Raw genomic sequence first — 23,359 nt, forward strand, 5'->3', positions numbered from 1 at the left:
TAATTCACGAGTAAAAGTGCGAAACTCACGAGTAAAACAGCATAATTCACGAGTAAAAGTGCGAAACTCACGAGTAAAACAGCATAATTCACGAGTAAAAGTGCGAAACTCACGAGTAAAACAGCATAATTCACGAGTAAAAGCATGAAACTCACAGCTACAAGTGAAATTCACGAGTAAAACAGCATAATTTACGTCTGCTGTATCGAGAGAGCTAGTTTTAAAAAAAAAATCAATTTGATAGTCACCCTACTGCGTGTTACAGCATACCTTGTAGTAAGTAACACAAGATACCAATATCACCGAGTAGTGAAGTTGCAGAAATATTTTTAAGAAAGAAAGTTGACACTTCTGCTACTCGGTGTTACAGTTTAGTTGTAATAAGTAATACTAAATAGTGTGATTTCCCAAAACCTATTCAGTATAAAAATTTCCCTCGGAACTACGTTGTAATATAAGTCACAAAATAGAGGAGGCTGAGCATGGAAAATTTAACTGAAATGCTGAAGGGTTCGCTGGAAGGCTGCGTGCTGGAAATCATCAGCCGCCATGAAACCTATGGCTACGAGATTACCCGCCGCCTGAACGAGCTTGGGTTTACTGAAGTCGTGGAAGGGACGGTCTACACCATCCTCGTGCGATTAGAAAAGAAAAAACTGGTGAACATAGAGAAGAAACCGTCAGATATGGGGCCGCCCCGCAAGTTTTACTCACTTAATGAGGCTGGACGCCAGGAACTTGAATTGTTTTGGGAAAAATGGGATTTTGTTTCATCAAAAATCAATGTCTTAAAGTCAATCTAGCTTCATAAGATATTCCGTACGCATTTTTGGAGTGTCTTGTTTATAAAAAAGGAGGATAAATAACATGATGGAATTATTCAAAAAAATGATTGGTGATAAAAAAGAGTATAAAATGATGATGGCACGGGTTGAAGCTCTGCCAGAGGACTACCAATTTGTATTTAAGAAAATTCAAAACTATATGTGGAATTTCTCAGCGGGCAACGGGATGGATATGCTGCACATGCAGTATGAATTAATCGAGTTGTTCGAAGCCGGTGCTGCGGAAGGCAGGCAAGTGCTGGAAATCACTGGGGACGATGTGGCGTCCTTTGCCGACGAACTAGTGGCAAATGCTAGAACCTATTTCGCCAAGTATCGTGAGGATTTGAATGACAGTATCATGAAGCGATTGGGAAAAAATAAATTCAATAAATAATTCCGACTGAATAGCTGGTTACAAATGTGGAATGCCACCTTCGCTATTCAGTTATATTTTTAACCCAGTAGTAAGTTATACAGATTATCAGTAAGACTAAATAGAGGAGAATAGGCAACCTAGTCCGCTGGGTGCTCGGAAGGATAAATTCGAATCTTACAAGCGGCATTACTGCGCTATTAAAAGGAGGAAAAAAGTATGAGCCATGCAGTGATTACTGTAAAGGGGTTAAAAAAATCCTTTAAAGACAATGAAGTTTTAAAGGGGGTGGATTTTGAGGTGCGGCGTGGCGAAATTTTTGCCCTGCTGGGCTCAAATGGAGCGGGCAAGACGACGACGGTCAACATCCTCTCGACGCTGATAAAGTCCGATGGCGGCAAAGTAGGTATTTGCGGCTTTGACGTTCAGCGTGAACCGGATCATGTTCGTCAGAGCATCAGCCTGACAGGACAGTTCGCAGCTTTAGACGGCATGCTCACCGGGCGGGAAAACCTGCTGATGGTCGCCAAGTTGCGGGGAGTTTCCAATCCCGCTCAAGTCGCCGACAATCTGCTTGCGAGATTCAGCCTGACCGATGCGGCCAACCGCCGGGCGGATAAATATTCCGGCGGGATGAAGCGCCGGCTTGACATCGCCATGAGCCTAATCGGGACGCCAGCAGTCATTTTTCTCGACGAACCGACGACAGGGCTTGACCCCGAAGCCCGGATTGAAGTCTGGGATACGGTCAAGGAGCTAGCTGGCGGCGGCACGACAATTCTGCTGACGACCCAGTACCTGGAGGAAGCAGAACAACTGGCGGACCGTATCGCCATCCTGCATGGCGGAAAAATCATCTCGACCGGTACCCTTACCGAACTCAAGGAGATGTTCCCGCCAGCGAAAGTAGAGTACATCGAGAAGCAGCCGACATTGGAGGAAATTTTCCTCGCAATCATCGGCAAAAAGGAGGAGATGTAAATGAATAGCAAAACAGGGGTATTACTAGGGCGTTTAATGCGCAACATCATGCGCAGCCCGGATACGATTATCACGGTGGCGATCACGCCAATTATGATGATGTTGCTGTTTGTCTACGTATTTGGCGGGGCCATAGAGGCAGGCTCGGACAACTACGTCAATTATTTATTGCCGGGAATCTTGCTGATGGCTATCGCATCCGGCGTCGCTTACACTTCAGTAAGGCTGTTTACGGATGTGAAGAGCGGGTTGATGGCGCGTTTCATTACCATGCCCATCAAGCGCTCGTCGGTATTGTGGGCTCACGTGTTGACCTCGCTAATATCCAATTTGCTTACTGTCGTCGTGGTTATCCTCGTCGCACTCTTGATGGGCTTCCGTTCCAGCGCTGATATCCTGGATTGGCTAGCGGTAGCTGGGATAATCGTGCTGTTTACGCTGGCGCTGACATGGCTGGCGGTCATTCCTGGATTGACAGCGGGGTCTTTGGAAGGAGCGACAGCCTACTCGTACCCGCTGATTTTCCTGCCGTTTATCAGTTCGGCCTTCGTCCCCACCGAAACCATGCCTAAAATTGTCCGTGCGTTCGCCGAGAACCAGCCAGTGACTTCAATCGTGAATGCGATTCGAGCCCTTTTGTATGAAGGGTCTGTTGGGAACGATATCTGGATTGCGCTTGCCTGGTGTGTCGGCATCATGGTCATCGCTTACTTCTTCGCCAGTAAAGTATTTAAACGCCAGTTCGGGTAAGTACACCATTATCGGATTGGTCATCTCATAGTCAGCCGATGCGATGAATGCATCACATGGAAGACTGCTTAAATGCCGGAGCAACCATCCATGAAATCATGGAAACCTTCAAAATTGATGTGATTGGTGGCGGCCACTTATCCCATCATGGGATTTGCCATACTTGCTTTAGAAGAATTTACAGCAAAAGGGTAGTGGTCGTTCGCAGAGGAAAAATGAAAAGAATAAAGCACATAGATGTAATTGACAGGAAAAGAGTAGAATCCAGAAACAATCTTTAAAAACTAGATTCCTATCATTATCATAAAATGCATGGAGCTCCCCGCGGAATTCGCGAGTAAAAGTGCGGAATTCACAAGTAAAAGCGTGAAACTCACGAGTAAAAGTGCAAAACTCACGAGTAAAAGCGTGAAATTCACGAGTAAATCTGCAAAACTACGAATAAAAGCAAAATGATTGCAGGAAATTCTCCTGAAATTAAAAAAGCGATGCCCCCGGAATTCTGGGGGCATCTTCATTATCATCTTTTCCTAGGGGAATAATCCAATTCCTTAAATAGTTCCGTCAATTCATCCTCGGTCAGGTCACGCCATTGTCCGATCGCCAGTCCGTCCAGATGGATGTTCATGATCCGGATTCGATGTAAATCACGGACTTCATAACCTAGTGCGGAGCACATACGGCGGATTTGCCTGTTCAGTCCTTGCATTAAAGTGATGTTAAATGTGTATTTGGTCAACTGCTCAACTTTACAAGGAAGTGTTTTCGTATCCAAAATCTCCACTCCGGATGACATATCTTTGATGAAGGAAGCGGTAAGTGGCTTATCCACGGTTACGATGTATTCTTTTTCATGCTTGTTTTCTGCACGAAGGATTTCATTAACGATATCTCCGTCATTTGTAAGAAGGATCAGACCGCTTGAGTCTTTGTCCAGCCGTCCGATATGAAAAATGCGAAGCGGATGATTTACAAAATCAACGATGTTCCCTTTTATGTGTTTTTCGGTCGTACTTGTAATCCCTATCGGTTTATTCAGTGCAATATAGACATTTTGCTGTTCGACTTTTATCGGCTTGCCGTCCACCCGGACATCATCGCCGGGTTCAGCTTGACTGCCGAGCTCAGCTACAGTGCCATTAATCGTCACACGGCCCTCGGCTATCCATTTGTCTGCGCCTCGTCGCGAGGTAATTCCGGATTCACTGATAAATTTATTGATCCTCAACTAAAGCACACCTTTACTTTCAGATTTTCTTCTTTAAAGGATAACGTAAATCATGGTGCATAGACAAGGGGAAAAGAGAAGAAAGCGTTCGTTGATGTGTATCACTGGATGCCCTTTACATGTTCTTCGTGATAGCTGACGGATCTGCTTTTTTCTTTTTGCTTGTCAGGTAGACGCCGAGGAAAACAAGGAGGCCACCGAGGGTTTGGATGGTCGTAATCGCATGACCCAAAATAAGGCTAAGAATGGCGGTAAATACAGCAATCAGATTTAGATAAATCCCAGCCTGGCCGGCATTGATATGACGAAGGGAAATATTCCAGAAAATAAATGAGCCGACAGAAGGGAAAATCCCGATATATAAGAGACCGGTGATGGCTTTACTGCTTAAATCAAGGTTCATTCCCGAGCCAATGGCAAATGGAGCAATGAGAAACAAACCGAGAAATACGGAAACTGCAGTGGCTGAGATGATCGGAATGTTTTTCAGTTTTTTACCGATTATAGAATAGAAGGTCCAAACGAGAATCGCCAGGATCATCAATAGGTCGCCTTTATTATAATTGAGCTCGAATATATCCAGAAGGTGTCCTTTTGTCAAGACCAATAAAACGCCGAATAAAGATATGATAAGTCCGAGTGCATGGATGGATGAAATTTTCTCCTTTAACAGCAAAGAAGAAAAAAGAACAATTAATGCAGGGTTCATGGAATTGACAAGAGCTGCATTCATGGAAGTTGTGTAGGTCAGAGCCCAATAAAGGAAAAAATTATAACTGATGATCCCGAGCACACCCATGACTAGCAGTAATTTCCAGGCTTTCCATACACTCTTCCAGTCTGGTTTTTCAATCCATTGCGCTAAAGGAAACAATAAGAAAACTGCGATTAGCCATCGCGCAAATGTTAGTTGGATCGGGGAAAGTTCGGTCACAACGTACTTTCCGAATATATAATTACCGGCCCAGAACAAATTTGCCAAGATAAGAAATAAAATAACAATAGATTTTTTCATCAGACTGCCTCTCCCTGAATTTATGGAATATTCACTAAATATAGCAAAATAGGGGTACCTAAGCAATATAGGGGGCCTATCAGTCAATTTTGAACAGGATAAAAAGGCCGTTCAACTTTAGCTGAACAGCCTTTTCACACATCTATATTAAGCGAAAATGGCACTGATTTCGGCGATTTCATCCATGGTTAGATCGACGTCCAATGCTTGTAGGTTGCGTGTGACCTGTTCTGGTTTTTTCGCTCCGGGAATCAGTACATCTATCGAGTGCCTGGTTAAATACCAAGCTAGTACGACATCGGCGACATCGGTATGCTTCCTGTTGGCGATCGCCCGTACTTCTTCCACTTTGTGCAGGTTGCTTACAAAGGCTTGTCCTTGGAAAAGCGGACTTTTTGCCCGGCCGTCATCGAATGTTGAATCCTGATTATATTTGCCGCCGAGCAAACCGGAAGCAAGGGGGAAATAAGGAATGAAGGAAATATCATTTTCGGCTGTATATGGAAGCAGGTCTTGTTCTGCCTCCCGTTTGAATAGATTGTACTCGGATTGCAGGACATCGACATAGCCGTCTTTATTCGCTTCCTTCAATTGTTCAAACGAAAAGTTAGAGACGCCGATTGACTTTATCTTGCCTGCATCCTTCAATTCCTTTAAGGCACCCACTGCCTCATCTTTAGGGGTATCACCATCAGGGAAATGGATATAGAATAAGTCGATGTAGTCTGTTTGGAGCCTTTTTAGACTCGAGTCCACGGCATTTTTCAGAAAAGCGGGAGAGTTATCAAAAACGATGCTGCCATCGACAAATTTGTGTGCCCCTTTAGTGGCAAGGACTATTTCTTCGCGTTTCAGGCTCTCTTTAAGGATTTCACCGATAAGTTCTTCTGAACGTTCAGGACCGTAAATGTAAGCTGTATCCCAAAAGTTGATTCCTTCTTCCAATGCCGTTCTCAAAACATCCCTTCCTGTATCCTCACTTAGATTAGGGAATAGGTTATGTCCGCCAATTGCATTCGTGCCAAGGCCAATCGGGTTTACATACAGATCTGTTTTACCAATACGGGTTTGCTTGGACATATTACTTATCATCTCCTTTGACACCATCATAACAAAAAGTCGTTGCCGATTTCCAAAATAAAGCAATGAAGTAAGCAGATGACCGGAAAGATCACCTGCTTACTTCATTATTATAGTGTTTCGACTTCCAACTCCTCAGCGGGAGCAGTTTGTCCAATTTGACTGAGCAGAATGCCAAGGGCTGTACCGACGAGAGCAGGGATGACCCACTCCATGCCGTAAGCGGAAAGGGGAAGGACATCAGTCAAGGTTTGTACGGGTCCTAATTGTAAGCCGAAAGCATTCAGCCCATCCATCAAGGCGAATACTCCTGTGAAAGTCATTGCACTGCGATAAACCTTCTTCGGGTTTTTGAAATGACGGCTGAAGAATGTCAGGACAATCAGGACGATCGTTAGCGGATAAGCCATCACAAGGAATGGAACCGATACTTTCAGAATTTGATTCAGACCCATATTTGAAAGGATGAAACCGACGATTGTTACAATCAGAATGACGGTTTTATAGTTCAGCTTTGGGAAAAGTTTCGAGAAATACTGTCCGCAAGCAGTCGTCAACCCGACAACGGTGGTGAAGCATGCCAAAGTGAAAATGATGCCAAGAAGGGCCTTCCCGCCGGTTCCTAGTAAAAGGGTGGAAGCGACAGTGAGGATATCCGTTCCGTTTTCGAATGACCCACCGGCCGCCATGCGTGCTCCCATTACACCTAAGGAGATATAAACTAAAGAAAGCAAAACGCCAGCGATGAGACCCGCTTTTACTGTATATCTCGTCAATTGTTTTCGTTCGGAAATCCCCCTTTGCTGGATTGAAGTAAGGATGACAATCCCAAAGGCCAAGGCAGCTAAAGCATCCATCGTGTTGTAGCCTTCGATGAACCCTTTTGAAAAGGCTCCTGCAGCATATGCTTCGGTTGGAGCTTGGAAAGGAGCATCAAGCTTTACGAACCCAACGACACAGAGAATGACCATGGACAAAAGTAGAACGGGCGTGATCCAGCGTCCCATGAAGGTTTCCATTTTTTCCGGATTCAATGAAATGGCATAAACGATGATGAAAAATATGGTTGTGAAAATGAATAGAAATAGTGGTTGATCCACAGAGTCGCCAAGATACGGCTTGAAGCCCATTTCATAGGCAACATTCGCATTCCGCGGAATGGCCAGAAACGGCCCGATGCTTAAATAGATTACGACCATGAACAACGTGCTGAATAGGGGATGTACTCGGGCACCGATGGTTTGTGCGCCGCCTTTAACAAGTGAGACTGCAAGAAGCACCAAAATTGGCAGGCCGACTCCGGTGGCGACAAAACCGGCGATGGCTGGCCAGAAAGAAGTTCCAGAAGATGCTCCTAAAAATGGAGGGAATATGAGATTCCCGGCTCCGAAAAACATTGAGAAAAGCATAAGGCCGATAAATAATGTGTCTGTTTTTTTCATGGTGATTTCTCCTTTTTTTTTAATGGTAACTCCCGCCGACTGGCCTGAAAAAGGCTAATTAAAGTGTTTTGTGCAAATAAAAAACTCGCCCCTGAAAAATCAGGGACGAGTTTGTGCTCGCGTTACCACCCATATTCCGCACTTCAAAGAAGCTGCGGCACTCAGTCAACGTACGAATTCATACGTGATCCATTGTAACGGCGGAAACCCGTCAAAGCCTACTGCATTTTCAGCTTTGCATCTCAGAGATGATTTTCGGATAGGCCTTGGACATCGACTTCCACCACATGTCGACTCTCTGTGGAACAGGGTTCTCATCTTACTCTTTCTCTTCATAGATTTTATAATATAAAGATAATTTAGCAAATTCTGATTATGAAGTCAACAAAATTTATCATTAATCCTTTCAAAGGAGCAGGAAATTAGTCCCCATTTGGCGAAACCAACTTTATCAAGAGTGTTTTTTGAAGAAGAATAGGATATTACTCCCTATTATCTTTCTAATCGCAACTATATTATAATAGAAGGCAGAACACTAAAGGAGACAACAACATGTCTGAAAATAAAAAATTAAGCCTGGCGGATGCAGTCAAACAAAAACTGGCTCAAAAGCAAGCAGGATCAAGTAAAGATAAACTGGAAACAGGCGTTGTGAAGAAAACGAAACAGCTAAAAAGCCAGTTGACCAAAAAGCCGAATAACCAACGTAAGCGTACAGGGGTATAATCCTAATTCGTCAAAGGACAAGTACTGTTCGGAGCTTATCATTGAGCAGTTACCTTTTATGAATGAGGGTACTGCTTTTTTATATGAATGCAAAAGATGGGGATTAAGTAATGGACGAGCCAGAGTGATTTTGTTTTTTATCGTTTATAGGTAAGTTGAAGGGCTGGGCTTCTGGTCATTTAGAGGGATGGAGAATGGTTCGCTCACTTCTAGCTGATATGTAGAAAAACATATTTTCTCGAAAATGGAAATGACATCTCTGTATCGGTTTATTAAAAACATTACAGTTCCAGTTGTTTCTGTTTTAAAATTGTAAGAGTGGTGACATGTTGTTACCATATTGTTTTGCTAAAATAACATTTTAAGGTTTTGTAAATGATTTTTTAACTAAAGGAACCTATAAATTGAATATTAGGTCTGCTATGAGTCTTATAGAATCAGTGATTATCCTTTAATTGAAAATATGAAATATATCGGGGGAATAAAGATGGACGAACGTCTGATCGGAAAAAAATATTATGAAACGATGCTTGAGGATACAAGGAAGCACCCCATTCAAGCTTTGGGTGAAATGTTCCTCGTGGAACAAAAAAAGGAAAGATCCGATTTAACCGCAATTAGATTTGCTCAAGGAGAGGTGTATTTTCAGCACCATGACTATGAAGCAGCCATTTTTAAATGGGAAAACATAGAAGGGGAACTTGGTTCATGGGCGAAGAAAAACATCGCTGATGCGTATTTTGAATTGGAAATGTATTCAACCGCAGAGGATATCTATAAATCCGTCGATACGGATGAAGCTGTCTTGAAAACAGAAGTTCTTTTGCAGCTGTTTTCCCTGTACATAGTGGAATCGAGAAATGATTTGGCTTCCAAAGTCGTGAAAGAAGCAGTCGAGTTTCAACCAGACTACCCGAATGTCACTGAAATCGCACGCGCCTTTTTTGAAGAACAAAAGGATTGGAACAGTGCAGTGGTATTAGCGGCGAATGAAAGTATCCGTACAGAGTCAATGGGCTGGTTCGATGTGCTGAAAACATATATCCAGCAGGGTGTTGCCCAATCGATGGAGCCGGATTATTTCTCAACTGTCCTTGGTTCGCTATACACACTCGACCAGGAACGTTTCGAGAAAATGACGGTTGCCCTTTGGAAAAATTATAAATATACGGATGCTTATTTCGAATGGTTAAGAGTGATTAATAATTTGATAGATACCATCGAATTGAACCATGCGGATGTATGGGATGAGCTTTCCGTCTATTACAGGGATGCATATGCAGGTTTGTTAGAAGGAACGCATCTAATCAAAGAATTAAGTCCTGTCGTGCCAAGGTTGCTGGAAAACTGGCTCAAAATCGCAGACGGAGAGCTTTCGCTGTTTGCGGCGGCATCCACGTTGTCCTGGAATGAAATCTTCCCGGATACGATCAATGCGCTGGTCATTCAGGATGCAGAGAGCCTGCTTTCGAAATCGCCTAAATTGGGAGGCGGACTGGAAGCGGGAGAGAAACTGTTCAATTCCATTATCCAGTGGGCTGAAGATAATGATTTAAGGGTTGGAAATAAGCTTAAATGGATGGTGGAGGGGCTTAAAGATACCAGCAATTTCAATCTCCTTCTTGCAGGAAGTACAGGAAATGGCAAGACATCCTTTATTCAGTCAATCGTTGGAGAGAGCATTGCTGCTGAGGACCATTCTTCCCTAGTCAGTGTCAAAGACGGGGATGATTTGGAAATCCTTGAAATTACCGATACAGATAGCAAAGTTGTCGAGGAGCTAACTGATTTGGATGAAACACGCCGTCAGCGCGGGACTATAGTCGATGTGACAATCATCAGTGACTACCTAAGAAATAATCATTTGCGATTATTGGATACACCGGGGTTCAATGGGGAACAAAGCGTGGAATCCGATTTCCAAGGCTATTTACATGGCAGTGATGGCCTGATGTTCGTTCTTGACGCCCGGGCTCCTTTCACCGGCAGCGAAAGGGATCTGTTATTGGAAATTCAAATGAAGGCACCTAAACTGCCGATCCATTTCCTATTAAATAAAATGGATACGATATACAGTGATCAGGTCGCAGTCCGGATGGAAGACGAAACATGGGATAAAGTTAATGCATATTTCCCGAATGCGAAAGTGTTCGCTTTCTCCAAACATTATGACAGCAGGCAGCAATTGAAGGACCTTTCAGCCTTCCTTGAATCGAATTATCAAGATGATAATTGGAAGGAAAGAAGATCTGAAAAAATCCTGACATTCATTCGTAAAACCTTATCTTATCTATTAGAAAAACGGGTTGCCAATGAGCGGAAATGCGAGCATTCCATCTCTTGGAATGAGCAGATGGAAGTCAAACTGAATGGAGCGGTCAATCAACTGGCTGATCTGGAAAAAGAAAAAAGTGAAAATATCATAAGGTCGTATCGTTCGCTTAAGGACGAAGTGAAAAGTCAGCTTTATTCAAAAATTCCTGAATTACTGAGGGATTGCTCTAAATCGTTAACGGAAAGCAGTGATTTCAGTCAGGTCCATGTACAGTTAAACCAGGAAATGAATGAGCGGATTCAAAACTTCATTTCTGACAAGATCATGCCTCAATATTACCGTTCTCTTCAAGACTGGATTGCCAGTTCCCAAATGGAGTTCACACAAAGCCAGCAGTTCATGGATGAGATGAGTGCCGGATTCAATGAATTATACAAAGAAGAACGGATTATGCTGGCAGGTGACTTCAGGGTATTGGATGACTGGCGCCGTGATGCCGACCGGATGACAAGCAGTATCCGCATCGAAAACGTTAATATCCTTTTGCGCAGGACTCCATCACAATTGCTGCTTAAAGGAGCAGGGAAGCTATTTGGGGCGATACCGCAAAATAAGGCCAATATGTACAATCGTTACAAGAAATACCTGGAAAGTGAAGATTACCTGGATGTTGCCGAAATGATCACGGAACGTTTCCTAACCCAATTTGGATTGTTTGAAAAATCATTGGATCGGGACATCTCACTTTTCTATCGCAGTTCATTTGCCTTACTTCAAAAAACGATAGAGCAGACGCAGACGGAAATAAAAGACTACCAGGCTGCATTGGAGCATATGAAAGAAAATCCGGAAGTTTACCGTGATCCGATCACGTTGTTCGAAGTGAAATTAAGGCAGTTGGAGAGGCTTGAAAAAATCGAGAAAAAGCGTCTAGCCCAGCTTCAAAGAAAATAAAAATAACGGGAAACATTTCAAATATTCAAAAATCTATTGACTTTACGACTATATCCCTATAAAGTGATAATTACGAAAACGTAACACAATATATCTCTTATCAAGAGTGGCGGAGGGACTGGCCCTAAGATGCCCAGCAACCGTTCCATTAGGAATTGGTGCTAAATCCTGCAAAACAGAAATGTTTTGACAGATAAGAGAGGGACAAGTCTGCAAAACAGCCGATTAAACCTCTCTATATTAGAGAGGTTTTTATTTTGGAATTTACACCGACTTAACTGATAAGACTAATGAGAAAACATGGAGGGGAAACAAGATGAGAAGGTCTATTAAAGGGATATTCATTTTTGCCATCGCTTCGGCTTTGCTTTTAACGGGTTGCTCTGCAGGGCAGAGTTCCACAGAATCGAAGAAAGAAGAAAAAGTATCATTTGAAAATGTCCCGGAAAGATTTGCTGATGGCGATGGAGCCAAGATCAAAGTGATCCGTAAAATTGGCGGTGATGATCATACTGCCCAATACTTGGCGGGGGCGAAAGAAGAAGGAGAAGCACTGGGATTTCAAGTCGATACGTACACAGCCAATGGTGATACGGCTAAATTCCATGATGCGATAGCACAGGCTTTGGAGGAAGATTACGACGGCTATATCATTTCACATGGTGATGATGCCGCAACTGTAAATGACGTTCAGAAGTTGGTTGATGCAGGTAAAAGCGTTGTCACATTCGATTCAATAAGCGATCTATCTAAAATAGAGGGCGTGACATTAACTTCACAAGATGATGAAGCGCTGGCAACACTGGCTTTCGATAAACTGATAAAAGAACAGAAAGGTGAAGCGGCAATTGCATATCTTTGGGTGGATGGTTTTCCTCCAATGGTAAGAAGAAATGCAGTCTATAAGGAAAAACTAAAAGAAAATCCTGGGATTAAAGAAGTCGAAAGATTCGGAGTGGCATCCGCTGATACTTCGGTTCAGACACAAAATGCTGTAGCCGCAATGCTGAATAAATACCCTAAAGGTAAATTGGATGCCATTTTCGCAACATGGGATGCCTTTGCTATCGGTGCAGCCCGGGCGATTAAAGAAGCGGGCCGCGATGAAGTGAAGATATATGGAATTGATGTTTCGAATGCAGATCTCCAGGAAATCCAATCCGCTGATAGCTCTTGGTCCTACACGGCAGCGGTCGATCCCAAGTTGATCGGTGCAGTGAATATGAGGATATTGGCTAAAAAATTAGCGGGTGAAGAAACACCGCAAACATATGATTTGGAGGCTTCATTCATTTCGCAAAAGCAAATCCAAGCTTCAAAAGAAGCGGTAAACATGGCCAACCTGTCTAATATTGTCGATGGCTGGGGTGTATCGACGGAATTTGAAGAAGATTGGATGAAGGTTTTGAAAGATCATTATAAAAAATAAAAAGAGACACTCTCTTTCCAGCGAAGGGAGTGTCTGTTCAATAAGGGGGAATGGACATGGGCAAGCAACTAGAAATGAAGATGATTTCGATTGAATTTCCGGGGGTGAAGGCGCTGAGTGATGTTGATTTTTCCGTACAATCAGGAACAGCCCACGCATTGGTCGGTGCAAACGGAGCAGGGAAATCGACGTTAATGAAAGTTTTATCGGGAGCCCATGTTCATTATTCTGGTGACATTTTTATTGATGGGATGAAGCGGGATATCCGCTCGCCAAAAGCTGCTCAGGAACAGGGCATTCAAATAGTTCATCAGGAAGTGGATACCGCCCTCATCCCATATTTAACAGTTGGGGAAAATGTAATGTTGAATGATATGGTACAAAACATGGGAAAAAAACAAAGGGTACATTGGAAAGAACTGCACAACAAAGCCACTTCTATTCTTGAAGATATGAAAATTCATGTCCCTTCGAAAAAGTTGGTTAGAGACCTGACCTTGGCTGAAAAACAGATGGTCCTGATAGCAAGAGCCGTTTCGACAGAATGCAAATTCCTGATTCTCGACGAGCCAACTGCTCCGTTAAGTCATACGGAGACGACGGAACTTTTTCGAATTGTAAATGAATTAAAGCAAAAAGGCGTGGCAATCATTTTCATTTCACATCGTCTGCCTGAGATTTTTGAAATCTGTGAGGAAATTACGATCATGAGGAATGGGGAGCGTGTCACTTGTCGAAAAATCGAGGACATAACCCGTGCCGAAGTGGTAGAGAACATGCTCGGGAAAACCATGGATGAACAGTTTCCTGAAGTGAATGCTTCGATTGGAGACGTAATTCTGGAAGTGAACGGATTGTCAGATGCCGAGAAAGTTAAGAATGTCAGTCTGAATATTAAAGCAGGCGAGATAATCGGCTTGGCTGGGCTGGTCGGGGCTGGGAAAACGGAGCTGTGTAAAACCCTTTTCGGTCATACGTCCATCACAGCGGGTGAAGTCATCCTGAATGGTCGAAAGCTTTCTCTGAAATCACCGCATGAAGCAGTAAAAAGCGGGCTGGCACTTGTACCTGAGGAACGCAGGAAAGAAGGGGTCCTTGTACAGGAATCAGTCTCGGCAAACTTGACTGCAGCCAGTCTCGGTAAATTCTGCAAAACATTCAGTGTCGTCGATCGTAAGGCGGAAAAGGAAAAGGCAAAGGAAATGATCGCAAGTCTTGGCATTAAGACTCCTTCAGGGGAAGTGAAGGTTGAAAACCTATCCGGTGGTAACCAGCAAAAAGTTGCCATTGGAAAATGGCTTATGGCAGATGCGGATGTATACATATTCGATGAACCAACGAAAGGGGTCGATGTCGGAGCCAAGAAGGATATATTCGAATTGATTGCAAAGCTTGCAAGGAATGGAAAGGCGATCATTTATGCATCCTCCGAGCTTTCCGAAATCATTGGCATTACCAACCGGACCTATGTGTTATATGACGGGAGCACTGTCATCGAATTAGAAACAAGCAAAACGAATGAAGAAGAACTACTATTCTATTCAACAGGAGGTAAATAGGATGAGCATACCCATTCCTGTTACACAGACAGCGAAAGCGAAGAAAAAGGTGGAACTATTCGACTTTTTCTATAAATACGGCACAATATTGACGATTATCATTCTGATTGGAATTTTCGCCGTATCCAATCCATCTTTCATCCAAACTTCTAACCTGATAAACATCCTGCGTTCCATTTCAATCGTGACCATCATTGCGATCGGCATTACGATATCACTGACCGTGGATGGCTTCGACCTTTCCGTCGGCTCCGTCGCATCATTGGCCAATGCCATCGTCATCTCGATGTTTGTCTGGTTTTCTCAGGATACATTCATCGCCATATTAGCTGCGGTCGGTGCCTCACTTTTCGTAGGGGCTTTGAATTCATTCATGATCGTTAAATTGAGAATTCCCGACATGCTGATGACTTTGGCTACCATGTTCATTATCCAGGGAATTGCCCTTACCTATACAAAAGGAGCCACGGTTTCGCAAAATATGGTCATGCCCGACGGGACATTCGCAACAGGACTGATCAGCCCGTTTTTCGCCAAAATTGGCCAAGTGCCATGGATAATCCTGATCATGGCCGTCATTGTGATAGCGACCCATATCTTTTTGACTTATACGAAGCACGGTCGTTATATGTACATTATTGGGGGAAATAAGGAAGCGGCGAGACTTTCCGGGATATCGGTTAATAAATACAAAATCCTTGCCTATCTGCTTTCGGCTCTATTTGCTGCAATCGGGGGGATTGTCCTTGCTTCAAGAGTCATGACATCAGAAATCAATTCAGGGTCACCCTATTTAATGGATGCCGTCGCGGCAGCCTTCATTGGTTCCTCCGTTTTAGGAGCGGGAAAACCGAATGCCTTTGGAACCTTCATCGGTGCAGTCCTGATCGGAATCCTTCAAAATGGGCTGATCATGATGTCCGTTCCGTATTACGCGATGGATATCGTCAAAGGAACAGTGCTGGCCCTTGCACTCGCTGTAACCTATTACAAGCAAAAACATTAAAAAGAATTCGTTACGTTACTCAATAATATGAAAAAATCCTGTTGTAATGCAACAGGATTTTTCCTTTTTAAAAAGGGGTGGGTTAAGGAGATCGTCATCATTTTACTTACGCTAAAATGGTGGCAGGAGCACTTTTTGAACCCTCATTTTGGAGTATAAAGATTGACCGCAATTGTAATTTTTATAGGGACCTTATTTACCTTTTAATAAGATTGATAATGATCTATTGTAAAGTATGAACATTCATATCATATACTTATCTAAAGGAGAGTGTAAACTTATGCGAGAAACCTGTGTTCCGGCAGGTGTGAAACCGAATGAAACTGGCTTTGGATATACGCTGTCCTTGATTGGCGGCAAATATAAAATGATCATAATGTATTGGTTGTCTGAAAATAAGGTCATGCGTCATAATCAACTGAAGCGAAGTATCGGTACCATTTCCTTTAAAACGCTAAGCATCATGTTAAAAGAGTTGGAGGCAGACGGCCTTATCATACGCAAGGAATTTCCCCAAATCCCTCCAAAAGTAGAATATTCATTATCTGAACGTGGTCTATCTCTCATCCCATTGTTAAATATGATGTGCGAGTGGGGAGAGAAAAACAGTTTGCCAGTTCAGGAGACTAAACAGCAGTAGGTGTTGCTATTTTGATTAAATCAAAAGAAGTATATCCCTGACAAGGAAATACTTCTTTAATGAACTGCCTATTAAAGGTTATCGACAAAATTCAAATAATCTTGTGCGCTTTTTTCCAATTCGCTCACGGATGGCTCATTTTCAGCACCATAAAACGCAAAGAATGAACGATAATCTGCATTGCAGTATAGGAAGGTAGTTTCAAAGGGAGATAATAAATGTTCAAGTGTATAGCGATATCTTCCTTCTTCACTATAATCCTCTTTGCTAATTCCGGCAGATACAGCTAGAGCTGCTTTGCGATTCTTTAATTTATCCCCTCCATTTGAACCATACGCCCAACCATAAGTAAAAACATCGTCAAGCCATCTTTTTAGGAGAGGCGGACAATTAAACCAATAAAAAGGGAACTGTAAAACAAGATTACTATGCGATTCGATTAATTGCTGTTCTTTTTCCGCATTAATGTTTCCGTCAGGGTAAACCTTATACAATTCGTGTACGGTATACTTTTCCGGATATTTCCTTAGCGCTTCTACCCATCGCTTATTTATGAGGGATGTTTCTAGACTGGGGTGTGCTACGATAACAAGAGTTTTCAAAGATTTCTCCTCCTTAACTATTATTTATTTTAAGTATAAAGTGCATTCTGCAAGTGCGTAAGTATGCACTTTTAGTATAGGTACTTACCTAAAGGAGAGTGTTAAATCTGTTATAACTAAAAAAACGATCTGAAAATTCCAAAATAAGGAAGATGTTAATAAAGGAATGTTAAAAGGCCAGATAGACACGCTCATCCTAGGAGGGATATGTACGGCTTTGAATTAGCCAAAATTGTTCGTGAAGAAAATATTAAAGACGTATCTCAGTGTGTGAAGAAGGCTTTAAACAAAAACTCCTGGAATGGTAAATTGTTAGAGATGTGATTGATTCCTTTTTAGAGTGGGGGGAATAAGGAAGCGGCTAGACTTTCCGGGATATCAGTTAATACCCATCTGATTTCAGCTCTATTTGCTGCAATCGGGGGAATTGTCCTTGCATTAAGGGGCGTGAAATCGGAAATCAATTCAGGATCCCGCTAATGATGCCGTCGCAGCAGCCTTCATTGGTTCCTCCGTTTTAGGAGCGGGAAAACCGAATGCCTTTGGAGGCTTCAGCGGTGCAGTCCTGAGCGGATTCCTTATCATGGATGCGATTGATATCATCAAAGGAACAGTTCTTGCCCTTGCGCTCGCGGTAACCTATTACAAGCTAAAACACTAAAGTTTTACGAAAGATTAAGAAGAAAGAGGGTTCTTTTTAACCCTCTTTCCAATACACTCACTATATTTTGTTTTTATAAATGACTTTGCTAACATCGTGTCTTACTGTTTTGTGACCTTCTTTCATTCCTTTCCCCATGGCAATAAGCATAACATCTAAATACCTATCGGAAATGTTTAAGGCTGACTTTAATTGTTCGGAATCATACCCGGACATTGTAATGGTTTCAAGACCTGCCTCGTTCGCCAATAAAACTAACGACATTGACGCCAGGCTTGCGTCTCTTATTAATTCAACCTTTAAATCTTCTTTTGATTTATTTAGATAATAATTGATTGCCGCGTTTGTTAGATAATCTCTTACTGATGCGTCAAAATAACCTTTTTGAAATTCATCCTCATGTATCATTATGATATTTTCTTTTTCAAATGCTTGATAATCACCTAGTATAACAATCAGTACTGAGGCTTCAATTACCTGTTGTTGATTAAAAGCGATGGGCAGTAACAAATCCTTTAAATATGGTTCATCTATAACCAGGTATCGTGTTGCTTGAATATTGTTTCCGTTAGGCGATTTACTGGCTCCTTCAATAAGTGTCGCCAACGTTTCTGGACTAATTTTATAATGGGGATCATACTGCCTTACGGAACGTCTTTTTTCTATAGTCTCTTTTACACTCATCGTGTTCACTCCCAATGTTATATTTGCTTTATAATCAGAGTATAATGGACCCATGATGTAGAAGAAAATAACGCACAATAAAGTGGCATAGCCACCTTTATGTGCCTATTCAGGAGGAATGAGGAATGAAGAGTCTAAATACGGGAATAAATATTTTCATGAATACTGTAGGAGGAAAGTGGAAATGCTTAATCCTTTTTTTTCTGAGTCAAAAACCAATGAGGACAAAAGAGTTTTATATTCTAATACCGGCCATAACCCAGAAAGTCTTAACCGACCAATTAAAGCAGCTGGAAAGAGATGGGCTTGTCCGAAGAGAAGTATATAAAGTAGTACCACCAAAAGTAGAATATAGTTTAACTGAGTTAGGTCAATCATTTGTACCTGTATTAAATACAATGTGTGAATGGGGCACTACATATGCAGTCGAACAAAACCTCGAAAGACAAGATCAAATCTGTCGTCATCATAAATAAGTAAGATATGCTTCAACTAAGGAGTGTGGATTTTTTTTACAAGTTCAGTAAGGCAAGCAGAATTTAATATTAGTAGAGGAAATGTCTTGAAGATGACTTTTGGCATTCTCTCTAAAGATTGTATTAAACTAATAGGTGCTTTACTTTAAAGTTGCTTTGCCCCGCCCCGCTCTTTTTTTAATGTAACGGTTAGTTGCATAAGATTTTTTTTGCTTTATAATTAGTACCAGGTGTTAATATCAAGTTATAAAATGATGCAATTCATACACACGAGGTGGCTATTCTATGTTCAAATCCAAAGCACGTATTACTGCGATAGGTTCGTATGTTCCTGAAAAAAGGTTAACAAATAAAGACTTAGAAAAAATGGTTGAAACCAATGATGAATGGATTGTTAAACGTACCGGTATTAAAGAACGAAGAATTGCACATGAAGAGGAGTTTACTAGTGATATCGGTTATAAAGCTGTAAAGGATTTAATGGAACGGTATGATAAATCTGTCGAAGATGTTGATATGATCATTGTCTGTACCTTTACTCCTGATTTCAACACTCCAAGTGTAGCATCTTTAGTCCAAGCAAAGCTAGGCATTAAGAATACTGGAGCTATTGATTTAAACGCTGCCTGTGCAGGATTTACTTATGGGCTGCATGTAGCTAATGGATTAGTAACATCGGGATTAAATAAGAAAATCCTAGTTATTGGAGCGGACACTTTATCAAAACTTATGGACTATGAAGATCGAGCCACATGTATTTTATTTGGAGACGGCGGAGGAGCAGTTCTTGTAGAATATGATGAAAAACAGCCAAGTTTTCTTTCTTCACATTTATATTCGGAGGGTGAAGGCGGAAAACATTTATATAGTACAAACCTATCGACACGCATAAATGGTGAAGATTTAAATGATAGCGGCAACCTTGTACAAAATGGACGCGAGGTTTATAAATGGGCTGTCACGACCGTTCCAAAAGGAATGCAAACTGTGATGAAAAATGCTGAATATCAATTGAATGATGTTGATTGGTTCGTACCGCATAGCGCAAATTTAAGAATGATCGAGTCAATATGTGAAAGAAGCGGCTTTCCAATCGAACGAACTTTATATAGCTTAGTGGGGTATGGAAATACTTCTTCAGCAACAATTCCCTTATCTTTGGAAATAGGATTAAAAGAAGGGAAGCTCAGTGGTGGTGAGAAGGTTTTATTATATGGTTTCGGCGGTGGATTAGCTCAAGCTGGATTGCTTATCGATTGGACCTTATAACACTTTTTTTCTGCTACTGATCAGCAGCTTTGTTCTTATTGATATAAAGGGTCAGTTAAAGTTATCAAGGATACTAAAATAACAAAAGACACCGTACTAATAGGTATGGTGTCTTTGAATTATCTTAAGGATTTCAAAATCTCAAAATGGGCGGAAGTCGCCTATAGTAAGAAGTTTGGGTTTGTTAGTGATAAGTGAACAGGACCAAAATATCATGTTTACTCCAATATTTAGTGGGAATGCTATTTACAGTATATATCCCTGAAATTTGAGGAGGAAATTTTAACATGCTTGATGCTAAGACCATAGAAATCGTTCAGTCAACAGCACCTGTTCTCAAGGAACATAGTAAACCAATAGGAAAGAGATTTTATGAATTACTATTTTCAAAAGCTCCTGATTTGTATAATCTTTTTAACCAAACGAACCAAAAAAGAGGAATTCAACAAGAGGCCTTGGGATATGCTGTCTATGCTGCTGGTGAACATATTACGAACCTTGAAGCGATAAAACCTGTAATTAAAAGAGTTACTGAGAAACATCGTGCGATAGGGGTCAAGCCTGAACAGTATCCGGTTGTAGGTGAAACGTTGCTTCAAGCAGTTAAAGATGTGTTGGGTGACGCAGCCACAGATGAAATCATAGAGGCATGGGGAAAGGCCTATGGCTATATTGCAGATGCCTTTATTGATATTGAAAAAAACCTTTATGAGGAAACAGAACATCAGCATGGTGGATGGGAAGGATATCGAAGCTTCAATATCGATAAAAAGATAAAAGAAAGTGATGTGGTAACCTCCTTTTATCTAAAGCCTACAGACGGAAAACCCATTGCCTCCTACCATGCTGGGCAATACCTAACACTTAAGGCTGAAATTCCTGGCGAGAAATATACGCACATACGCCATTACAGTCTTTCGGATTCACCTGGAAAGGATTACTACCGAATTAGTGTTAAACGTGAAGATGCCCATGGAGATGCTCCATCTGGAATTGTATCTAACTATTTACATAGACAGCTGCAAGTTGGAGATACGCTGCAATTTTCTGCTCCAGCAGGTGACTTCGAACTGGATAACACCGATTTACCCGTTGTTCTAATTAGTGGCGGTATTGGCATTACACCTTTGCTTAGCATGTTAAATACCATTATAGAAAAGCAGCCACAACGTCAGGTTACGTTCATCCATGCAACAAGCAATAGTCAAACACATGCTTTTAAACATCATCTGCAACAAATAGTGAATGAACATCAACATATAAAATCATTTGTAGTCTATGGTGCACCAACAGAAGCCGATCGAACCTCTGGGCATTTTGATAAAGAAGGATACGTTGGTTTAGACTTCCTGCAATCTATCGTTCCATCAAAAGAAGCTAATTTTTATTTTTGCGGACCTATTCCTTTTATGGAAGCAATCAATGAGGCCCTAAATAAATGGAGTGTATCGAAAGACCGTATTCATTATGAAGTATTTAGTCCACTCGCTATTTTAGGAGAAAAATAAGTAAACTAAATTTGTGAATAAAAAGGATCTTTCATTGAAGTGAACCCAAAAAGCTAGACACATTATTTACTTAGGCAGCCTTGAGGGCATGAACCCGGTAATCTACCGGATTCATGCCTTTTAATCTTTTCTTGATTCGTTGTGATTGTAGTAATGGAAATATTCTTCTAGTTCTTGTTGAGATGCTTCATGTCTTTTTTGTGCAATAGATTTAGGTTTTTTTCCTTAATCGTATAAAGTCAAAAAAACTGCACCTCCAATTGTTAGATGGTGACTAACGATTGGGGTGCAGTTCATTTTAGGGTTCTCTATTATCGACACCTGATATTAAGTTACTTAACATTTTTCTCGGAAGCGTCTGTATTCTCTATTGAACCAGTCTCTTGTTTGTTTATTGCATTTTCAGCTATATTCAACTTTTTTCTCATTGGGAAGTAATACAAAACAGCTGGGACAACTAACCCAATAATCCAAGCGATATCTGCTCCTTCAAAGGCTTTGGCAATCGGTCCTACATAGAAAGATGTGTTTATAAAAGGGATTTCCGCCAAAATTGATACAAGAAATGCCATACAAGTAATCCAATTTATTTTGCCATATTGACCGTTCACATCAAATATATCTTTTACATTGTAATGACCATGTCGCAGCAAATAATAATCGACAAGGTTGATGGATGTCCAAGGTATTAAAAAGTAACTAATGAAAAAGATGAAATTCAAGAAAAAGGATAGGAAATTACTCTGACCTAGTAAGCACAAAATGGTTCCAGCCACTGTTACACAGAATATCATTCCTATTCTAACTTTCGGTGTGACTCTTAATTTAATAAACGGTTCAATTGTCGTTATGGTTGCCATGAATGCTCCATAAAGGTTGAAGACATTTATAGCAAGTTGTCCAAAAATGATTATAAAGAACATGATTATAGCAAAATTTCCAAACAGGCTGGCCAAGTTACCGCCAGAGTGATCAAGGAAGTTAGGTATCGCTATGGTTAAGGTTGCGCCTAATGTCATCATCCATATAGTCCCGATGACTGTGCCGGCATAACTATACCAAAATGTATGGGCGGTGGGTGTGGTTATCGGTAGATAGCGTGAATAGTCTGCAACGTAGGGGGCATACGCCAATTGCCATGTAGCAACCATACTCACCGCCAGCAAAAACACTGGTAAATCCAAATTTGCCATTGCCCAACTGCCTGCCGGAATTTGCAATTGGAAGACTATATATGTAGCTACAATATAAATGCAAAGAGACGCCCATGACAATAATTTTTGCATTTTATGAATTAAGTTATAGCCATATATGGTGGCTACGAAACAAAGAACATTTAAAAGTATTATGCTCCATGTTTGGTCGATCTTAGTTAAACTGCTTAAGGTTTGTGCTGCAAGCAAACCACTGCTGGCAAAGAAGCCTAAATAGACAAACATAACGAGAAACAAGGGGAAGATGGCTCCAATCACACCGAATTGGGCCCGGCTTTGGATCATTTGCGGAATTCCGAGTTGAGGTCCTTGAGCTGAATGGGAGGCCATGAAAATGGCGCCTAATAAGGTACCGACAATTATTGCAGCCAGACTCCAAAATAAATTAAGACCTAATGTAATGGGCAATGCCCCGGTCACAAGGGTGGTAATATGCATATTTGCCCCAAACCAAATTGGAAATAAATCACGGGCCTTGCCATGGCGTTCATCTGCCGGAATATATTCTATACTGCGAGTTTCAACTTTCATCAATGTACCCCCTATCAAAATTGTATTCTACCATGTACCATGCAAGCTTATTTTATAGAATCACTATAATTGTAAGCGTATACAGATGTCAATATTTTCAGAAAAAATAATTTTTAAGGGAATTATCAT

General features: G+C 41.4%; 20 protein-coding genes, 1 pseudogene, 1 riboswitch and 1 other annotated feature. Of the genes and pseudogenes, 14 read left to right on the forward strand and 7 right to left on the reverse strand.

Annotation, left to right across the window (positions count from 1 at the left end; all coding sequences use genetic code 11):
* The first annotated feature begins 482 nt into the window (after positions 1-482).
* The 4 genes from ACFX4H_RS20985 (at position 483) to ACFX4H_RS21000 (ending at position 2,931) form a co-directional block, all read left to right on the forward strand.
* Complete coding sequence (locus tag ACFX4H_RS20985) at positions 483-803, forward strand: PadR family transcriptional regulator (RefSeq protein ID WP_033796096.1); 321 nt, start codon at positions 483-485, stop codon at positions 801-803.
* Positions 804-867: 64 nt separating this feature from the next.
* Positions 868-1,221, forward strand: coding sequence for a DUF1048 domain-containing protein (locus tag ACFX4H_RS20990; RefSeq protein WP_034305937.1), 354 nt, complete (start codon positions 868-870; stop codon positions 1,219-1,221).
* Between the two features lie 198 nt (positions 1,222-1,419).
* Entirely contained in the window at positions 1,420-2,181 is a 762-nt protein-coding gene (locus ACFX4H_RS20995; RefSeq protein ID WP_377436144.1) for an ABC transporter ATP-binding protein, read from the forward strand.
* Complete coding sequence (locus tag ACFX4H_RS21000) at positions 2,182-2,931, forward strand: ABC transporter permease (protein ID WP_063592246.1); 750 nt, start codon at positions 2,182-2,184, stop codon at positions 2,929-2,931.
* Positions 2,932-3,451: 520 nt separating this feature from the next.
* On the opposite strand, the gene rluF is transcribed toward ACFX4H_RS21000, so the two are convergent.
* The 4 genes from rluF to brnQ all read right to left on the reverse strand — a co-directional run bounded on the left by rluF (position 3,452) and on the right by brnQ (position 7,696).
* Entirely contained in the window at positions 3,452-4,159 is a 708-nt protein-coding gene (rluF, locus tag ACFX4H_RS21005) for a 23S rRNA pseudouridine(2604) synthase RluF (protein WP_034305927.1), read from the reverse strand.
* Between the two features lie 115 nt (positions 4,160-4,274).
* Positions 4,275-5,174 carry a DMT family transporter gene (locus ACFX4H_RS21010; RefSeq protein WP_034305924.1) on the reverse strand — a complete coding sequence of 300 codons (900 nt, stop codon included), beginning with the start codon at positions 5,172-5,174 and terminating at the stop codon, positions 4,275-4,277.
* A 147-nt stretch (positions 5,175-5,321) separates the two neighbouring features.
* Positions 5,322-6,254, reverse strand: a complete 933-nt coding sequence (locus tag ACFX4H_RS21015; RefSeq protein WP_377436145.1) for an aldo/keto reductase — start codon at positions 6,252-6,254, stop codon at positions 5,322-5,324.
* 110 nt (positions 6,255-6,364) lie between these two features.
* A complete protein-coding gene (gene brnQ / locus ACFX4H_RS21020; protein WP_063592245.1) occupies positions 6,365-7,696 on the reverse strand; it encodes a branched-chain amino acid transport system II carrier protein in 1,332 nt (443 codons plus the stop codon).
* A gap of 98 nt (positions 7,697-7,794) precedes the next feature.
* Positions 7,795-8,041: a binding site (T-box leader), on the reverse strand.
* Between the two features lie 207 nt (positions 8,042-8,248).
* On the opposite strand from brnQ, the gene ACFX4H_RS21025 reads away from it, so the two are divergent.
* The 6 genes from ACFX4H_RS21025 (at position 8,249) to ACFX4H_RS21050 (ending at position 16,285) form a co-directional block, all read left to right on the forward strand.
* The gene (locus ACFX4H_RS21025) at positions 8,249-8,422 is read left to right on the forward strand and encodes a hypothetical protein (RefSeq protein WP_164468807.1); all 174 of its coding nucleotides are present in this window, start codon (positions 8,249-8,251) and stop codon (positions 8,420-8,422) included.
* A 487-nt stretch (positions 8,423-8,909) separates the two neighbouring features.
* On the forward strand, positions 8,910-11,651 hold the full coding sequence (locus tag ACFX4H_RS21030; protein ID WP_377436146.1) for a GTP-binding protein: 2,742 nt from the start codon (positions 8,910-8,912) through the stop codon (positions 11,649-11,651).
* Between the two features lie 94 nt (positions 11,652-11,745).
* A riboswitch (SAM riboswitch) is annotated at positions 11,746-11,851 on the forward strand.
* A 116-nt stretch (positions 11,852-11,967) separates the two neighbouring features.
* Complete coding sequence (locus tag ACFX4H_RS21035; protein WP_377436147.1) at positions 11,968-13,080, forward strand: sugar ABC transporter substrate-binding protein; 1,113 nt, start codon at positions 11,968-11,970, stop codon at positions 13,078-13,080.
* Positions 13,081-13,136: 56 nt separating this feature from the next.
* A complete protein-coding gene (locus ACFX4H_RS21040; RefSeq protein ID WP_249597455.1) occupies positions 13,137-14,639 on the forward strand; it encodes a sugar ABC transporter ATP-binding protein in 1,503 nt (500 codons plus the stop codon).
* A gap of 1 nt (position 14,640) precedes the next feature.
* Positions 14,641-15,645: an ABC transporter permease gene (locus ACFX4H_RS21045; protein WP_034305912.1), complete on the forward strand. Its 1,005-nt coding sequence runs from the start codon at positions 14,641-14,643 to the stop codon at positions 15,643-15,645.
* A 280-nt stretch (positions 15,646-15,925) separates the two neighbouring features.
* The gene (locus ACFX4H_RS21050) at positions 15,926-16,285 is read left to right on the forward strand and encodes a winged helix-turn-helix transcriptional regulator (RefSeq protein WP_034305910.1); all 360 of its coding nucleotides are present in this window, start codon (positions 15,926-15,928) and stop codon (positions 16,283-16,285) included.
* A 71-nt stretch (positions 16,286-16,356) separates the two neighbouring features.
* On the opposite strand, the gene ACFX4H_RS21055 is transcribed toward ACFX4H_RS21050, so the two are convergent.
* Positions 16,357-16,887, reverse strand: a complete 531-nt coding sequence (locus ACFX4H_RS21055) for an NAD(P)H-dependent oxidoreductase (protein ID WP_034305908.1) — start codon at positions 16,885-16,887, stop codon at positions 16,357-16,359.
* Between the two features lie 342 nt (positions 16,888-17,229).
* On the opposite strand from ACFX4H_RS21055, the pseudogene ACFX4H_RS21060 reads away from it, so the two are divergent.
* Positions 17,230-17,548 (forward strand): annotated as a pseudogene (locus ACFX4H_RS21060) (ABC transporter permease); the annotation flags it as partial.
* A gap of 60 nt (positions 17,549-17,608) precedes the next feature.
* Here ACFX4H_RS21060 and ACFX4H_RS21065 read toward each other — a convergent pair.
* Entirely contained in the window at positions 17,609-18,232 is a 624-nt protein-coding gene (locus tag ACFX4H_RS21065; protein ID WP_034305905.1) for a nitroreductase family protein, read from the reverse strand.
* A 125-nt stretch (positions 18,233-18,357) separates the two neighbouring features.
* Between ACFX4H_RS21065 and ACFX4H_RS21070 the strand changes: the two genes are divergently transcribed.
* The 3 genes from ACFX4H_RS21070 (at position 18,358) to hmpA (ending at position 21,485) form a co-directional block, all read left to right on the forward strand.
* A complete protein-coding gene (locus ACFX4H_RS21070; RefSeq protein ID WP_034305903.1) occupies positions 18,358-18,708 on the forward strand; it encodes a winged helix-turn-helix transcriptional regulator in 351 nt (116 codons plus the stop codon).
* Between the two features lie 285 nt (positions 18,709-18,993).
* Positions 18,994-19,977, forward strand: coding sequence for a ketoacyl-ACP synthase III (locus ACFX4H_RS21075; RefSeq protein ID WP_377436148.1), 984 nt, complete (start codon positions 18,994-18,996; stop codon positions 19,975-19,977).
* A gap of 287 nt (positions 19,978-20,264) precedes the next feature.
* Complete coding sequence (gene hmpA, locus ACFX4H_RS21080) at positions 20,265-21,485, forward strand: NO-inducible flavohemoprotein (protein WP_241637290.1); 1,221 nt, start codon at positions 20,265-20,267, stop codon at positions 21,483-21,485.
* A gap of 332 nt (positions 21,486-21,817) precedes the next feature.
* On the opposite strand, the gene ACFX4H_RS21085 is transcribed toward hmpA, so the two are convergent.
* Positions 21,818-23,230 carry a purine-cytosine permease family protein gene (locus ACFX4H_RS21085; protein ID WP_241637289.1) on the reverse strand — a complete coding sequence of 471 codons (1,413 nt, stop codon included), beginning with the start codon at positions 23,228-23,230 and terminating at the stop codon, positions 21,818-21,820.
* Between the last annotated feature and the right edge of the window lie 129 nt (positions 23,231-23,359).

Origin of the sequence: Peribacillus sp. YIM B13477 (assembly GCF_042787955.1) — a bacterium.
Classification (GTDB): domain Bacteria; phylum Bacillota; class Bacilli; order Bacillales; family DSM-1321; genus Peribacillus; species Peribacillus frigoritolerans.

Bases quoted from the DNA above. Each gene is read 5' to 3' on its own strand.
- ACFX4H_RS20985 (WP_033796096.1), top strand. From the start codon at position 483: ATGGAAAATTTAACTGAAATGCTGAAGGGTTCGCTGGAAGGCTGCGTG.
- ACFX4H_RS20990 (WP_034305937.1), top strand. From the start codon at position 868: ATGATGGAATTATTCAAAAAAATGATTGGTGATAAAAAAGAGTATAAA.
- ACFX4H_RS20995 (WP_377436144.1), top strand. From the start codon at position 1,420: ATGAGCCATGCAGTGATTACTGTAAAGGGGTTAAAAAAATCCTTTAAA.
- ACFX4H_RS21000 (WP_063592246.1), top strand. From the start codon at position 2,182: ATGAATAGCAAAACAGGGGTATTACTAGGGCGTTTAATGCGCAACATC.
- ACFX4H_RS21010 (WP_034305924.1), bottom strand. From the start codon at position 5,174: ATGAAAAAATCTATTGTTATTTTATTTCTTATCTTGGCAAATTTGTTC.
- ACFX4H_RS21015 (WP_377436145.1), bottom strand. From the start codon at position 6,254: ATGTCCAAGCAAACCCGTATTGGTAAAACAGATCTGTATGTAAACCCG.
- brnQ (WP_063592245.1), bottom strand. From the start codon at position 7,696: ATGAAAAAAACAGACACATTATTTATCGGCCTTATGCTTTTCTCAATG.
- ACFX4H_RS21025 (WP_164468807.1), top strand. From the start codon at position 8,249: ATGTCTGAAAATAAAAAATTAAGCCTGGCGGATGCAGTCAAACAAAAA.
- ACFX4H_RS21030 (WP_377436146.1), top strand. From the start codon at position 8,910: ATGGACGAACGTCTGATCGGAAAAAAATATTATGAAACGATGCTTGAG.
- ACFX4H_RS21035 (WP_377436147.1), top strand. From the start codon at position 11,968: ATGAGAAGGTCTATTAAAGGGATATTCATTTTTGCCATCGCTTCGGCT.
- ACFX4H_RS21040 (WP_249597455.1), top strand. From the start codon at position 13,137: ATGGGCAAGCAACTAGAAATGAAGATGATTTCGATTGAATTTCCGGGG.
- ACFX4H_RS21045 (WP_034305912.1), top strand. From the start codon at position 14,641: ATGAGCATACCCATTCCTGTTACACAGACAGCGAAAGCGAAGAAAAAG.
- ACFX4H_RS21050 (WP_034305910.1), top strand. From the start codon at position 15,926: ATGCGAGAAACCTGTGTTCCGGCAGGTGTGAAACCGAATGAAACTGGC.
- ACFX4H_RS21065 (WP_034305905.1), bottom strand. From the start codon at position 18,232: ATGAGTGTAAAAGAGACTATAGAAAAAAGACGTTCCGTAAGGCAGTAT.
- ACFX4H_RS21070 (WP_034305903.1), top strand. From the start codon at position 18,358: ATGAAGAGTCTAAATACGGGAATAAATATTTTCATGAATACTGTAGGA.
- ACFX4H_RS21075 (WP_377436148.1), top strand. From the start codon at position 18,994: ATGTTCAAATCCAAAGCACGTATTACTGCGATAGGTTCGTATGTTCCT.
- hmpA (WP_241637290.1), top strand. From the start codon at position 20,265: ATGCTTGATGCTAAGACCATAGAAATCGTTCAGTCAACAGCACCTGTT.
- ACFX4H_RS21085 (WP_241637289.1), bottom strand. From the start codon at position 23,230: ATGAAAGTTGAAACTCGCAGTATAGAATATATTCCGGCAGATGAACGC.